This is a genomic window from Halorubrum sp. CBA1229, assembly GCF_003721435.2.
In the GTDB taxonomy this organism is placed as follows: Archaea; Halobacteriota; Halobacteria; order Halobacteriales; family Haloferacaceae; genus Halorubrum.
Genome location: NZ_CP054585.1, coordinates 2,041,146 through 2,055,399 on the forward strand (window position 1 = coordinate 2,041,146; position 14,254 = coordinate 2,055,399).

Consider the following 14,254-nt stretch of genomic DNA (forward strand, 5'->3'; position numbering starts at 1 on the left):
CGGTCACTCACGAGCGCGATGTACTCTCACCTCCTCGCTCCGAGTTCCCCGTCTTCGACGGCGCCTCATCTCGGCGGTGGATCCGGATGCGGAGCCACCAGCGATCCGGAGATCAGGAGGAGATCCCCCGCAACCGCTCCCTGACCGCCGGCGCGACCTCGTCACCGACCCGCACGCGACTCTCTCCCCGGGCGAACGTTATCTGCACGAACCGCGGGAGCCCGGAGCGGGGTTCTCCCGGATACGCCAGCACGGGCACGAGCGCGTCCCCGTCTCGGACCGCGCTCGCGGACGGCGCTCCCTCCCTGGCGAACAGCGATCGGCCGGACATGGCGGTGACCAGGGACTCGCGCCAGTCCCGGTTCCCGATCATCCTGTTCAGCTTTTCGACGTCCATCGACGTCTTCGCGCTGTCGTCCTTACACTCGACGAGCAGCAGCCGGCCGTCTTTGCAGTACACCAGGTCGTTTATCACCGCGTTCTTGTTTTTCGTCAGGCTCTGCGCGCCGCCGGGTTCCTTGATCTCCAATCGCGGGACGTCGGTGCCGCGCGGCGGGTCGCTCGCGAGGAGGTTCCAGTCGTCGGCTCTGAACAGCCGCTTGGTCCGGACGTACACCTGTTCCTCGGAGGTCATCGATACCCGTCCAGCCGGCCCTGGTCGCTCTGCCGGAACTGCGCGAAATCGGTCAGCGTGTCGTCGGACAAAACGAGGGCGTCGGCGCAGGCGTACCACAGCGACGTCTTGTTCCCCGGCTTGTACGGGTGGTAGTCGAACCACGTCTCCCGGTCGATCTTCGGCATGTGCAAGACTAGGTTGCGGTCCCTGTCCCGGACCGTCGGCCCCGTTCGGCAGTAGAGGTAATCGTACGCGAACTGCGACCCGATGTACGGGTCCGTGCGCCGAGTCTGGAACTTGAAGTCGCACACCACCGTCTCGCCGCGGTCCGTCCGGAACGACCCGTCTCCCGTCAGCCCGTCATACTGCGCCACCGCGGAGTCCGTCGACCGGATCGCGACTGAGTTCGGGGGGGTTTCGTACGGCGCGTACTCCGAGAGGATCCGCTTTGCCCCCTCCTCCGACTGCGCTCGGATCTCCTCCGCTGCCGGCACGGCCGGATCGCAGTCCGCCCGCAGGAACTCGTCCACGAACCGGGCGATCAGCTCGTCCTCGGAGCCGTCGTGAACGAGCTCGTAGTCGTCGTCCGTCGGCCAGGGCGGGATCAGCATCGGCGTCTCGTTGATCTCCTCGATCCGTCGAAGCGCCTGGATCGCTCGGTGGTTCAGATTCGTCTTACTGGCGTTCTCGCCGTGCTTCTTCGCGGCGTACGGAACGAAGAAGACGCCGGGAACCCCGAGTTCGGCGGCCTTCACCAGCCTCGCGACTCGCTGTAACGGATTCTTCCCCGTGGGAACGTGCCCCGTCTTTTCGACCACGAGAACGGGCGCTCCGTCTCGGAGCAGGATGATGTCGGGCCGATCGTAGCTGGCGATCTCTAAGACGGGCTCCGGCGAGTCGTCGTCCAGCCGTGAGATGTCTGCGTCGGAGAGCCGCTCCGACAGGTTCTGAAACCAGTCCGCTTCCTGAATCGCGTCGTGAACGATCGTGTACTCACTCATTTTGTATCACTTTCTTCGAAACCCTGTCTCCCACTTCCGTGAGCCTGTAAACCCTCCCGCGCTTCCGGTGCGGGTTGATACACGTAACGAGGGCCTCGTCCGACAGCTCGGACAGCACGTTACTCACGTGGTTCAACCGGATGTCGGCGCTCTCGGCGACCTGTTTCGGCGTCATGGGGTTGTCCTTCAGCGCGGTGACGACGGACACCCGCCGCTTGCTGCTTGACACGTAGCCGTACAGGTCGAGCTCCTCGTCGGATAGCCCATTATCTTCGGCCTCTCCGGGCATCGTGTCGGAATAAATGAACACGAGATGGATAAGAAGTAGTTACGGTTTACACACGAGTTACCTATATATCACCTACAAAATACTAACTGAATACACACGAGTTACCTCACAAAAGCTAATATACCCGGGAACACAACCTCTCTGTAAGATGGCCGAGAAACGCGATTCTAACGATGTCGTTTCGAGCTATCCGTTCTCCGAGGACGACGGCTCGAACGGTTCCGACGACTCGGACGGCGAGGACTCGTTCGTCTGTTCGGACTGCGACCGGGAGTTCGAAACGAAGCGGGGGTTGAACATTCACCGGGGCCAACAGCACGACCGAGATGGGGAGTAGGATGGACGTCGTCGACCTGTTCTGCGGTGCCGGCGGGCTCTCTGCGGGGTTCGATCAGGCGGGGTACGACGTCGTGGGGGGCGTGGACTTCGAGGGCGCGTTCGCCGCGACCTTCGAACACAACCACGACGCGGAGTTCGTCGAGGCCGACCTGAGTGAGGTCACGGGGACCGGCGTGTTGGACCGGCTGGGGTACGACCCGGGCGACGTCGACGGCGTCATCGGCGGCCCGCCGTGTCAGGGATTCAGCCTGGCGGGCGCGAAGACCGACCCCGCGGACGAGCGCAACTTCCTCGTCACCAACTTCATCAAGTCGGTGTACGAGATGGAGCCGGACTGGTTCGTCATGGAGAACGTCCCCCGTATCACGACGATGGAGGACGGGAAGGTGTTGGAGTATATCCTCTCTCAGTTCGACAAGATCGGCTACCGCACCGGCTGGTCGGTGCTCAACGCGGCCGATTACGGGGTTCCGCAGAACAGGAAGCGCGCGTTCTTCATCGGGCACAAAGCCGGCGAGAAGGTGGCGTTCCCCGAGGCGACGTTCCGGAACTCGACCGAGCAACAGACGCTGTCCGCCGACCGGCGGCCCCCGCGCACGGTCCGCGACGCGTTCGGCGACCTGCCGTCGCTGGACCCGGGAGAACAGAAGACCGCCTACGCGTCTGACCCGGACGGGGAGTACCAGCGGGAGATGCGGCGCAACGGCCCCGAACTGACGAATCACCGCGCACCGAACCACGGCGACACCGTCGTCGAGCGGATCGAAAAGGCCGCTCCCGGGGAGAAGATCCCGTACGACAGCTGGTCGCAGAAGCGACGACTCGCGGACGGGGAGCCCGCCCCGACGCTCCTGGCCGGACCGCGGCCGACGTACCACTTCGCACATCCGTCGGACGACAGGGGGCTCAGCGTTCGCGAGCGAGCGCGCCTCCAGTCGTTCCCGGACGACTACCTGTTTAAAGGCCCGATAGCGAAACAACGGCAGATGACCGGGAACGCCGTGCCGCCGCTCCTGAGCCGGGCGGTCGCGCGCGAGATCTCCGCGCAGATCGCGCCGGCGACGTAGCGGGGGCTCCACCGGGTCGGTCTTCTTCCTCGGCTCGCGTCCGACCGCTCGCTCGGAACCCCTCGTCCCCCAGGGTGTGAAACCGTCATCCGTTACCCGCTCGCGACGCCGCAGCGGGCCCTCCTGCGGCCGGTTTCGTGCGGATGGCGCCACGGACGAGGGGCGTTCCGTCTCAGTCGTGTCCGCACGGGCCCGTCAGGCGCCGGCCGAACCGGTCGGCGCAGCCCCGACAGACGCCGATGTCGACACGGGCGCCAGCCTCATCCGCGGGACAGCTCTGGGCATAATGTAACCAATATCGGGATCTAACAACTGTTTTGTAACTGTTTGCGTTTGTTCTACCTGATGGATCGACGGCGATACGTGCAGCTCATCGGCGCCGGCGGAGCCCTCTCGCTTTCGGGCTGTGTCGGCGGCGCGTCGACCTCGGCGGAGCCCGGCCCCGAGGCCGAGACGAGCGGGGAGACGCTGACCGTCGCGACGGCGACGACGACCCGGGACAGCGGGCTCCTCGACGAGCTGGTTCCGGGGTTCGAACAGAGGTTCGGGTCGTCGGTGGACACGGTCGCCCGCGGCACCGGCGGGGCGCTCAGGACCGCCCGGAACGGCGACTGCGACGCGGTGCTCGTCCACGCTCGGTCGCTGGAGGACGAGTTCCTCCGGGCGGGACACGGCGTCAACCGGCGCGCGGTCATGGTGAACGACTTCCTGCTGGTCGGCCCTCCCGAGGACCCGGCCGGCGTCGCCGGCGCGGACCCGGTCGAGGCGGTCGCGGCGATCGCCGCGGCCGAGGCGTCGTTCCTGTCGCGGGGCGACCGCTCCGGCACCCACCTCCGGGAGCGCCGGCTGTGGAGCGAGGCGGGGATCGACCCCGCGGGCTCCTGGTACCGCGAGTCCGGACAGGGGATGGGAAACACGCTGGCGATGGCCGCGCAGTCCGGGTCGTACACCCTGACCGACCGCGGGACGTTCCTCAACGTCGGCGAGGGCGGGCTGACGGCTCACGTCGCGCGCGGCATCGCGGACCCGCCGCCGCTGCTCCGGAACGAGTACGCCGCCATCCCGGTCAACCCCGCCCGGCACGACGTGGCGTATCCGCTGGCTATGGCCTTCCTCGGCTACGTCACCGGCCCCGGACAGGCTCGGATCGAGGAGTTCCGCGTGGCCGGCGAGCGCGCGTTCCGACCGCTCGCCCGGTCGCCGGAGCCGCGGTTCGACCAGTACGTACCGAGCGGCTGGCCGGACGCCGACGACTCCTGACCCCTCCCCTCCGCTCTCCCTCTCCTCCGTCGTCCGCCGGCCATCGGAGGCGTCTCCGGCCGACGGTTCCGCGAGCCACACGCCCAAGTACTCGCTCCTCACAGCCACACGCGTGTACCGACGAGACCTCAGGGACACCGACTACGACGGCCTCCTCGCCGACGCGGCCGTCGCGGACCGCGTCGTGCAGGCCGCGGTCGGGCCGGACGGCCGGATCGCCTACGCGAAGAACCGCGAGCTGACCACCGACATCTGGCTCTCGACCGACGACGGCGACGCGCGGCTCACGAGCCGCGGGGCGTCCGCCATGCGCTACGGTCGCACCGACGCGCGGTGGCTCGACTGGAGCCCCGGCGGCGACCGGCTCGCCTTCGTCACCGCCGACGCCGAGCTGGCGACCGTCGACGTCGACACCGGCGCGGTCGAGGTGCTCACCGACCTGGAGGGCGGTATCGCCGGCCTCGCGTGGGGCCACCCCGGCATCGCGGTCGTCACTGACGGCTTCTCTCGCGCGAGCCTCGCGGTGGTCTCCCCCGACGGCGACCGCGTCGAGGCGATCGCGAACGACGAGTTCCTCTACGCCGACCCGCACTGGCAGGGCGAGACCGTCGTCGCGACCCGGTCGCGACACGCCGACCTGTTCGACTACGAGGCCGCGCTCGTCCGCGTCCCCCTCGACGACGAGGAGGTCACGGAGCTGTTCGCGGAGCCGGGCGTCCGGGCGGCCTGCCCGCGCCCGCGACCCGGCGACGACGAGGCGGTCGCGTTCGTCCACGACGGGAGCGGGTACGACGCGGTGTACGGGGTCGACGCTGAGGGGAACGAAATCGCCCCGCTGTACGGCGTCCCGGAGACGGAGGTCGCGGCGCCCGAGTGGAACGACGCGGGCGACCGGCTCGCCGTGACGGCAACGAGCGGCGGTCGAACCGGGGTCCACGTCGTCGATGTCGGCGGCGCGCTCGCGGCCGCCGACTCCGGGCCCGGCGTGGGCGCGGATCCCGAGTCGGCAGCCGACGCGACGGTGCTCGCGTCCGGCGACGCGATCCACGGCGCGCCGCGGTGGGACGGCGACCGGGTGATATCGGTCCGGGAGTCGCCGACCGAGCCCCCGGCCGTCGTCGACGCGGCGAGCGGGGAGCGGCTCACGCCGTCGGCGACGGCGGGGCTGGCGGCGCGGCTCCCCGCGCCCGAGGCGTTCACGTACGACTCGGCCGGGACGGAAATCCACGCGGTGGTCTATCCGCCCGATTCGGACGCCGAGGGGGGATCGGTTCCCCTCCTCGTGAAACCCCACGGCGGCCCCACCGCCTTCGACGGCTTCGGCTTCGACCACCGGGCCGCCTACTTCGCGGCGCTCGGCTACGCGGTCGTCCGCCCGAACTACCGCGGCTCCGACGGGTTCGGTCGGGCGTTCCGCATGGCGAACGACGGCGACTGGGGCGGCGGCGACCTCGACGACGTGGTCCGGGCCGCGGACGCGACGGCGGCGCGGTACGACGCCGTCGACGGCGACCGCGTCGGGATCTTCGGCGGCTCCGGCGGGGGGTTGATGACCGTGAACGCGCTCGGCAACAGCGACCGGTTCCGCGCCGGCGCTGCCTTCTACGGCGTGTACGACTACGAGTCGTTCGTCGACGACACCGACGACGTGGGGTGGCAGCTCCTCAAGCGGGAGCTCGGCGACTTCGTGCGGGACCTCGACGCCTACCGCGACGCGAGCCCGATCCGGACGGTCCCCGACATCGACGACCCGCTCATGGTGCTCCACGGCGAGGCGGACGCTCGCGTCCCGATCAGTCAGTCGGAGCAGCTCGTCGAGGAGCTGGAGCGACACGACGTCCGCCACGAGCTGCGCCGGTACGAGGGCGAGCCGCACGGCTTCGGGGAGCTGGAGCACGTCCTCGACGCGTACACGCGGGTCGCGGACCTATTCGCGAAGTACCTCCGGAAGCGACCCGACGACGGGAGCAGCCGGCCGTACGAGCCGCCGGAGTCAGTGACCCACGACTGAAGTCGTGGGCTTGTCAGTGGACTCGCCTTCTGCCGTCGAACTGACGGAGGCGGTAAATTCGCCGTTCAGGTTCAGCGTCCCTGACTTGAGCGCACACTGACAGGGTGCGCCTCCACCCGAAGACGTCTGCCCCGAGCGGAGACGTTTGAGAAGTTTCCGAGCAATGTTCTTGCTCGCATTGTAGTCCGCGTTCAGTTCGTACTCGCATTTCTGACACATGAACTGGTGTTTCGACCGCCGATTCGTTTCGTGTGTAAAGCCGCACTTCGAACACCGCTGGCTCGTGTACGCCGGACTCACCTGCTCCACCTCGACATCGAGCATCTCGGCTTTGTACTCCACGTACTCGTACAAGCGTCGGAACGCCCACGCGTGGAATCGCTTCGCACCAGCCATCCGATCGCGGATATCGGTCAGGTTCTCGAACGCGACGTGCGTACATTCGTGGTCGCGAGCATCGTCGATAATCTGGTTCGAGGCACGATGGAGTTCGTCCCGCATCCATCGGTGTTCGCGGTCGTCCACCGACTGTATCGACAGGTGCGCCGACCGTGTCCCTGCCTGTTGCATCGATCCGCGGGTCTTCTCGAACTCGCGGCGTCGATGGTTCATCTCGTCAGCGTTCCCAATAAACGCGCCTGTGGAAGTCACGGCGAGCGAGCCGTCCACGTTCAGATCGACGCCAAGGACTGTTCTGTGCTCGGCGCCAGAAGAAGCAGTCGTGGACTGCTCGTGTTCGTCTGTGTTGCGGCGCATTCGCGCGTGGAGGTAGAATGAGTCGGTCGAGCGGTCGTACTGAAGCGTGGACATCCGGAACTCGAAGTTCTCGTTCAGCAGGTACTCGCCGATCGGTGTCTCTCCCGGGTCATCGGGAATCACGTACGGACACTCGACGCGCCCGTTTGTCGTGGAAAGGGACACGTGGTCGCGGTGGAACGTCGCGCTGCGCTTGTCGTAAACGACACTCCACGCGTCGAAGTGCGGTTGACTGGTGTTGTCGTCTTTTTTGAGTCGGGCGACACCGCTTTTCGTGGCCTCGATAGCGCGTCGAATCCCCTTCTGAACGAGGTTCGCTGTCAGCGCTGTTTCGTCCCGAAGTCGGTCGTAAAGCACGTTCTCGGCTTGTTGTTTCGAGGTGACGCAGTGCTCGTCCGGGTATCTCCACGCCCATTCCGCAGTCGTGTTCGCACAGTGGAGGAACTGATCTTTCGTCTGATGGAGGTCGTCGCACCGCTCGTCGGGTACGTCAAGCTTGACTTTGACGGTGCGAATCACATCCTCCACCTGTATTTCACATTTTAATCTATTTATTTATAAATTCTACGGCTGGTGGTGGGGAGTCAGGTTGCTATCGCTCGTTGTCTGTTGCGGAGAGTGTCGGATTCCTCCCACGGCTGAAGCCGTGGGCTTCCTCCTTGTTACACTGTGAGCCGGCGAGAAATCGGTTGGCGGTCTCGGATCGACCTCAGTCCGCCACGCTCGGCGCGCCGAGGTACTCCTCGTTGATCTCGTACTCCCCCTCGTCGTTCTCGACGAGGTACTCGCCGTAGTAGGGGACGCGGTTGGCGACGACCGCCTCGAACGTCTCGGCGATCTCCTCGCGGGTCATCTCCCCCATCGACCGGAGGTCGTCGTTGCGGTTGAGACACCCTTTTAAATACCCCTCGTGGGTGACGCGGACGCGGCCGCAGTTGGCACAGAACTCCTCGTTCTCCACGGGGTCGACGATCTCGACCATCCCGCCGCCCTCGCCGTCGGCGTCCTCGCCGACGAAGTAGCGCTTCCGGTCGTGCATCTCGCGGTGCTCGACCCGGTCGGCCTCCTCGGCGAGCCAGTCGTGGACGCGCCCGATGTCGATGTTCCACTCCGGCTTCCCGGTGAGCTCCGGCATGTACTCGATGAGCTGGAGCTGGAGCCCCTCGTTGTCGGCGACGTGGTCGACCATCTCCTCGACGTAGCCCGCCGTGTGGGTGAACACGACCATGTTGAGCTTCACGGGGTCGAGGCCGGCGTCGACGGCGGCTCGCACGCCTTCCAGCACCTTCTCGTAGGCGCCGGACTTCGTCACCTCGGCGAAGTCGTCGGGGTCGAGCGCGTCCTGCGAGACGTTCACGCGGTCGAGTCCGGCCGCCTTCAGGTCCTCGGCGCGCCCGGGGAGGAACGTCCCGTTCGTCGTCATCGACACCTCCATCGAGTCGGGCGTGCGCTCGATGATCTCCTCGAGGTCCTGCCGGAGCATCGGCTCGCCGCCGGTGAACTTCACCGAGTCGACGCCGTACCCCTCAACGACCTCTAAGAAGCGGACCACGTCGTCGGCGCTCATCTCGTCCTCGCTCGGCTCCATCGGCCCCCGCGTGTCGCCTAACCCCTCGTTGTGACAGTAGACGCAGTCGAAGTTACAGCGGTCGGTGAGCGAGACCCGGACCCCCGTCACCTCCCGTCCGAAGTCGTCCGCGAGCGGCTCGGTCATGTCCGAACGGAGCGGCTATGATCGCTTAAACATCTGGGTCTATCACGGGTTCTGGTAATCGTAAACGGTTACGTCTCCGGCAGGAATACGGAGTCTCGGGGGCGGATCCGGGCCGAGGTCGGCTCAGAGATCGACGCGGAGCCCGTCGCTCGCGACCTCGACGTCGCCCTCGAAGCCCGCCTCGCGGACGCTCCGGGCCATCTCTCGCTCCCGACCGCCCGTGTGCGGGTAGAGGTGCGACAGGAGGAGCGTGTCGACGTCGACGCCCGCGAGCGACGCGCCCAGCTCGGTGGGGTTCGGGTGGTTCGACACGTCGGTGCCGTCCGGGAACGAGCAGTCGTGGACGAGGACGCCGCTCCCGTCGGCGAACGACGCCATCCCGGCGAACGCCTCGGTGTCGCCGGAGAGCGTGAGCGGGCCCTCGGCGGGATCCGCGTCGGAACCCGGCGGCGAGAACCGGTACGCCAGCCCGTCCATCGAGTGGCGGGTCTCGCGGGCGGCGACGTCGAAGCCGGCCGCCGCGAACGGGCGCGCCGCCGACACCTCCCGGACCGCCAGATCGACCCGGCCGTCGAGGTAGTCGTGGACGTCGAGGAGCCCGTCGACGAGCGACTTGGTCCCCGCCGGGCCGACCACTTCGAGGTGTTCCGCCCCGGCGAGCCACCGGGCCTTCAACAGGGGGAGCAGGGCCGCGACGTGGTCGAGGTGATGATGCGTCAGGAGGACGGTCGAGACCCCCTCGTAGCCGGTCTCGGTGGCGGCGAGCCGCTGGAGGACGCCGCTGCCGCAGTCGACGAGGAGGGAGCGGTCGCCGTCGTCGAGGAGGTACCCCGACTGCGCGCGGTCGGGCACCGGCATCGCGCTGCCGGAGCCGAGGACGGTGAGTTCCATCAGCGCCGACCCCCCGTATCGACGCCGGACCGCGGCGTCGCTCCGTCGGTCCCGGGTTCGCGTGGCGGTCTCACTCCGGTTCGGCGTCGGCGGTTTTCGCGCCACATCGTGGGTAACCGACTGTGACAGGCACGGTTAACGGTGTTGCGACGTCAACCCCAGATCAACGCGGAGCCGACCGGGGCCGACCAGTGTCGAGTGCGACCGACTGCGGCCGACCAGTGTCGAGTGCGACCGACCGCGGCCGACCGCATCCCCCGCCGGCCTCGCTCCGCGGAACGGTTATGTGGCCCGACCGAAAGGGTCGGGGTATGCCAACGCACGTCGCGGTCGTCGGCGCGTACGGGAGCGCCGGCGTCGCCGCCGCCGAGCGGCTCGCGGCCGACCCGGATATCGAGCTGACGCTGATCGACGACGGCGACCCGGGTGGGGGCCTCTGTATCCTCCGCGGCTGTATGCCCTCGAAGGAGGTGTTGTCGGCGGCCGAACACCGGTTTGCGGCGCGACACGACGACCGGCTCTCCGGGCCGCTCCCTGATGTCGACCTGGAGGCCGTCGTGGCGCGGAAGAACGAGCACACGTCGAGCTTCGCCGCCCACCGCCGCGCGGCCGTCGAGGAGCTCGCGGAGCGCGAGGGAGTCGAGTTCCTCCGCGAGACCGCGCAGTTCGCCGGCGACCGCCGGATCGCGGTCGGCGACCGCACGATAGAGCCGGACTACGTCGTGATCGCGACCGGCTCGACGGCCAACCTCCCGTCGCTCCCCGGGATCGAGGACGTGCCGGTGTCGACGAGCGCGGACGTGCTCGACGCGACCGCGTTCGGCGAGTCCGGCGTCGTCGTGGGGTTCGGCTACGTCGGCATGGAGCTGGTGCCGTACCTCAGCGAAGCGGCGGGGATGGACCTCACCGTGATCGAACACGACGCCCGGCCGCTCGACGAGGCCGACGCCCCCTTCGGCGACGCGCTGCTCGACTACTACCGGGACGCGTTCGACGTCGACGTGCTCACGCACGCGGCGGAGCGACGCGTCGAACCGACCGACTCCGGCGGTGTCAGGCTCCACGTCGACCACGATGGCGAGGAGACGGCGATCGAGGCCGACCGACTGTTCGCGTTCACCGGTCGTCGCCCGGCGCTCGACCGGCTCGGGCTCGAGGCGACGCGGCTCGACCCGGGACCGGGATGGGTCGACGACGCCATGCGGGCCCGCGGCGACGAGCGCGTCTTCGTCGTCGGCGACGCCAACGACAAGGAGCCGATCCTCCACGTGGCCAAGGAACAGGGGGCGACGGCGGCCGAGAACCTCCTCCGGCACCGCGACGGCGACCCGCTCGTCGACTACGAGAACGTCCACCACCACGTCGTCTTTTCCGGGCTCGGGGTGCTCCCGTTCGCCCGCGTCGGCCACTCGGCGGTGTCGGCCGAGGCCGCCGGCCTCGACCCCCACGTCGTCACCCGCGAGGCGGCGGACGACGGGGTATTTAAAACGAAGAACGTCCCGGAGGGGATCGCCCGGCTCGTCGTCGGCGCCGACGGCACGGTCCTCGGGTATCAGGGGCTCCACTACCACGCCGACGTGATGGCGAAGACGATGCAGGTGATCGTCGAGACCGAGATGGACGTTCGGGACCTGCCCGACCGCGCGTACCACCCCACCACGCCGGAGATCCTCGACGGGCTCTTCCGGGAGGCGGCGGCGGCGCTCGCGGAGTAGCGGTCGCGCCCCGACGAAACGCGGGGCCGCCTACTTGATCAGGAACACCGGGACGCTCGCGTCGTCGGCGACGCGGTCGGAGACGCTGCCGAGCGACTGGATCCGCTCGCGCGGCGACTTCCCCTCCGGGCTCATCACGATCACGTCGATCCCGCGCTCGTCGGCGTACGAGACGATCTCCGTGTCCGGCGTCCCCCGGACGATGCTCGTCTCCGCGTCGAGGCCCGCCTCCTCCGCGCGCTCGGCGACCGCGGCGACCGCCTCCTCTCCCTGCGTCTGTAAGTCCTCGACGATCTCGTCGTGGAGGTCGCCGGAGTTCGCGGTCGCGATCCGCTGGTCGACGACGTACAGCGCGTGAACGGTCGCGTCGTGGTCGCTCGCCAGTCGGACGGCGTGATCGAGCGCTCGGTCGACCGCCTCGCTCCCGTCGGTCGGCACCAGAATCTCGTCGTACATACGCGGGGGTTCGTCGGGCGGCACATTAACGATGGGGCATCCGGCTAGGGAGACGGAAACGCGGTCGGGTGAATCGAAAACGGCTCCGGCCGGCTCTATCGAAGTGTTCCGCCGATGTGATATTTAAATACGACGAGCGGCGACGACGCTGGGTCATAACTGAGCGATGCGGTCGGTGCGCCCCTCTGAGCGGCCGCCCTCGGCGGCCGCGAGGAGTCCGCGTGAGGTCGTTGGGCTTCGCCCGACTGCCAGAGGGACCGAAGGTCCCTCGCTGGACGCGGCGACCGAAGGGAGCCGCGAGGCTGGGGAGGCGTGAGGCTGCGGTCCCGCGAGCAACGCGAGCGGGAGCACGGAAGTCGCAGCCTGCGAGGCGAACGTAGTGAGCGAGCAGGACCGTCTTCCGGCGGTGCTGTGCAGTGCGGGGCGGGACTTTGGAGGTGTCCGCCGTCGGTCCCCGGTCGGACGAGTCTAACCAAGCGGCTGGGCTTTTGAAAGGATTCACCGCAGAGTAATCGGCTTCTTATAAATCGTCGACGGCAACACTCGGGTCGTTTATAAAAAAATCGGCTCTGCTGAAATCCTCGATCGGTGATATGTGCTCGGGGGCGTGTTGAATACAGAGCGCATATCGGTCACGGGACTACTGACGAATTCGAGTAGCTCAGATCGATACGTGCAGGTTGCGAATCGTCCGACCCGGACTATCACCCGCCCTCGCCGGCGCCACCATCCCCCTTGTCGCCGAACAGGATCAAAAACACGACACTGAGTCCGAACACCCCGGCGAACAGCGGGTGTTGCAGGGCAAGGTCGAGGAACGGCGACACCACCTGGTTCATCGCCTCTCGAACCGTAAGCGAGGAAAAGTAGAGGAAACCACCTGCGAAGAGACCTAATATGACGATCTTCCCGACGATCTCCAGCGGACTGTTCATGTCCATCGTGAATCAGTGGTGAAAATCTGATTTCAGGCTTAAATGTCTTCCGCCTAGGGTGAGCCCCACCATGGAGAGAAAGCAGTTACTGACCCCGAGCGGGCGTCGCTGGTCGCCCGTCTGGTCGGTCGTTCACTAGTGGGCCGCGATGTCTCCGTCGCCGGACGACCCCCCGCCGTTGCCGAACACGATCATGAGGTCGAACAGGAAGATTCCGAGGACGTAGGTCGTCGGGACTCCCACGACCGTCGCCGGTAGCCCTCTGGAGGCGAACTCCAGTCCGAGTGGCGCGGGCGGAATCTGGCCGGACTGGATCAGGTTGGGGATGGCCATGAACGCGACCACTGTCACGACGAGTGCAACGATCACGTTCACGACGAACTTATCAGACACTTCGACTCGTTCGACGTGAACGAAACCGACCCACCGTGATGAACCCATCCTCTGTATTCGGCAACCAGCATCTACCAGTCTCTAAGAATTTCAACGGAACCAACCAACCGCGAAAACCGATCCCCGTCACCGATCGGGAAGCATCGCTCAGCGACCGGGCGTTTCGGACGAGAACGTCTCCAACGAAGCGGATGGCGACAGACACCGCGTCCGAGATCTACTCCGCGCGCCACTCGCCGCCGAGTTCGTTGCGCCGCATCGACGTCGCCTCCCCGTCCCGAAAGACGCTCACGCGGCCCGACTCCTCGCTGAGGGTCACCGTCGCCACGATCTCCGGCCGGACCGAGGTCTCGATCGCGCTCATGTGTCGCGACCCCATCCAGGGCTCGTAGCTCACGTCGTCGACGAGGTCGGCCTCGTCGCTCCGGGTGCCCAAGTCTCGGAACCGCACCATCTGCTCCTCGATCTCGCCGTCGACCGCGACGACGATCCCGCCGTCCTGCTGGACGCTCACCGTCCCGGCGGCGCTTATAAAGGCGTCCTCGTCGAACACCGAGGCGCAGCCGTCCCGCGGCCAGCGGTTATCGCCCATCGGGTCGGCGTACGCGCCGTAGTCGCGGTCGGCGACGACCGCGAAGTACAGCCCCGGCCCCTTGACGTGGGGCTCCTCCCAGCCGTCGAACTCCACGCTGACGTGCTCGGCGCAGTAGGTCAGTCGGTCGACGACCTCCCGGACGCGCTCGTGGGCGCCGTACTCGATCGCTAGCCGACTCATTCCGCCTCCCCGCCACGCCGCGCGCGACTCGCCTGA

15 protein-coding genes are annotated in these 14,254 nt (G+C 67.4%); 5 read left to right on the top strand and 10 right to left on the bottom strand.

Going from position 1 to position 14,254, the window contains the following annotated elements; all coding sequences use genetic code 11:
• Nucleotides 1-112: 112 nt before the first annotated feature.
• The 3 genes from Hrr1229_RS10200 to Hrr1229_RS10210 are packed head-to-tail and all read right to left on the bottom strand — an operon-like array spanning nt 113 to nt 1,906.
• Nucleotides 113-634: a hypothetical protein gene (locus Hrr1229_RS10200; protein WP_123112997.1), complete on the bottom strand. Its 522-nt coding sequence runs from the start codon at nt 632-634 to the stop codon at nt 113-115.
• Nucleotides 631-1,617, bottom strand: coding sequence for a hypothetical protein (locus tag Hrr1229_RS10205; protein ID WP_176329393.1), 987 nt, complete (start codon nt 1,615-1,617; stop codon nt 631-633). The genes Hrr1229_RS10200 and Hrr1229_RS10205 overlap by 4 nt, the downstream gene beginning before the upstream one ends.
• Nucleotides 1,610-1,906 (bottom strand): winged helix-turn-helix domain-containing protein, encoded by a 297-nt coding sequence (locus tag Hrr1229_RS10210; protein ID WP_148041750.1) that lies wholly within the window; start codon nt 1,904-1,906, stop codon nt 1,610-1,612. Before Hrr1229_RS10210 ends, Hrr1229_RS10205 begins: the two co-directional genes overlap by 8 nt.
• A 148-nt stretch (nt 1,907-2,054) precedes the next feature.
• Between Hrr1229_RS10210 and Hrr1229_RS10215 the strand changes: the two genes are divergently transcribed.
• The 4 genes from Hrr1229_RS10215 (at nt 2,055) to Hrr1229_RS10230 (ending at nt 6,583) form a co-directional block, all read left to right on the top strand.
• Entirely contained in the window at nt 2,055-2,243 is a 189-nt protein-coding gene (locus Hrr1229_RS10215) for a hypothetical protein (RefSeq protein ID WP_123112993.1), read from the top strand.
• A gap of 1 nt (nt 2,244) precedes the next feature.
• Complete coding sequence (locus Hrr1229_RS10220; RefSeq protein WP_158606061.1) at nt 2,245-3,312, top strand: DNA cytosine methyltransferase; 1,068 nt, start codon at nt 2,245-2,247, stop codon at nt 3,310-3,312.
• A gap of 345 nt (nt 3,313-3,657) precedes the next feature.
• Entirely contained in the window at nt 3,658-4,572 is a 915-nt protein-coding gene (locus Hrr1229_RS10225) for a substrate-binding domain-containing protein (protein WP_123112991.1), read from the top strand.
• A gap of 112 nt (nt 4,573-4,684) precedes the next feature.
• Nucleotides 4,685-6,583, top strand: a complete 1,899-nt coding sequence (locus tag Hrr1229_RS10230) for a prolyl oligopeptidase family serine peptidase (protein ID WP_123112990.1) — start codon at nt 4,685-4,687, stop codon at nt 6,581-6,583.
• Here Hrr1229_RS10230 and Hrr1229_RS10235 read toward each other — a convergent pair.
• From Hrr1229_RS10235 to Hrr1229_RS10245, 3 genes are all read right to left on the bottom strand, one after another.
• Nucleotides 6,566-7,867 carry an RNA-guided endonuclease TnpB family protein gene (locus Hrr1229_RS10235; RefSeq protein WP_123112989.1) on the bottom strand — a complete coding sequence of 434 codons (1,302 nt, stop codon included), beginning with the start codon at nt 7,865-7,867 and terminating at the stop codon, nt 6,566-6,568. The genes Hrr1229_RS10230 and Hrr1229_RS10235 overlap by 18 nt on opposite strands.
• A 181-nt stretch (nt 7,868-8,048) precedes the next feature.
• On the bottom strand, nt 8,049-9,053 hold the full coding sequence (gene moaA, locus Hrr1229_RS10240) for a GTP 3',8-cyclase MoaA (protein WP_123112988.1): 1,005 nt from the start codon (nt 9,051-9,053) through the stop codon (nt 8,049-8,051).
• Between the two features lie 123 nt (nt 9,054-9,176).
• Complete coding sequence (locus Hrr1229_RS10245) at nt 9,177-9,944, bottom strand: MBL fold metallo-hydrolase (RefSeq protein ID WP_123114867.1); 768 nt, start codon at nt 9,942-9,944, stop codon at nt 9,177-9,179.
• Nucleotides 9,945-10,255: 311 nt separating this feature from the next.
• Between Hrr1229_RS10245 and Hrr1229_RS10250 the strand changes: the two genes are divergently transcribed.
• A complete protein-coding gene (locus Hrr1229_RS10250; protein WP_123112987.1) occupies nt 10,256-11,659 on the top strand; it encodes an NAD(P)/FAD-dependent oxidoreductase in 1,404 nt (467 codons plus the stop codon).
• Between the two features lie 30 nt (nt 11,660-11,689).
• On the opposite strand, the gene Hrr1229_RS10255 is transcribed toward Hrr1229_RS10250, so the two are convergent.
• The 4 genes from Hrr1229_RS10255 to Hrr1229_RS10270 form a co-directional block, all read right to left on the bottom strand.
• Complete coding sequence (locus Hrr1229_RS10255; protein WP_123112986.1) at nt 11,690-12,115, bottom strand: universal stress protein; 426 nt, start codon at nt 12,113-12,115, stop codon at nt 11,690-11,692.
• Between the two features lie 704 nt (nt 12,116-12,819).
• Complete coding sequence (locus Hrr1229_RS10260) at nt 12,820-13,056, bottom strand: hypothetical protein (RefSeq protein WP_123112985.1); 237 nt, start codon at nt 13,054-13,056, stop codon at nt 12,820-12,822.
• A gap of 129 nt (nt 13,057-13,185) precedes the next feature.
• Entirely contained in the window at nt 13,186-13,443 is a 258-nt protein-coding gene (locus Hrr1229_RS10265) for a hypothetical protein (protein ID WP_148041749.1), read from the bottom strand.
• A gap of 217 nt (nt 13,444-13,660) precedes the next feature.
• Nucleotides 13,661-14,218, bottom strand: a complete 558-nt coding sequence (locus Hrr1229_RS10270) for a diadenylate cyclase (protein ID WP_123112983.1) — start codon at nt 14,216-14,218, stop codon at nt 13,661-13,663.
• Between the last annotated feature and the right edge of the window lie 36 nt (nt 14,219-14,254).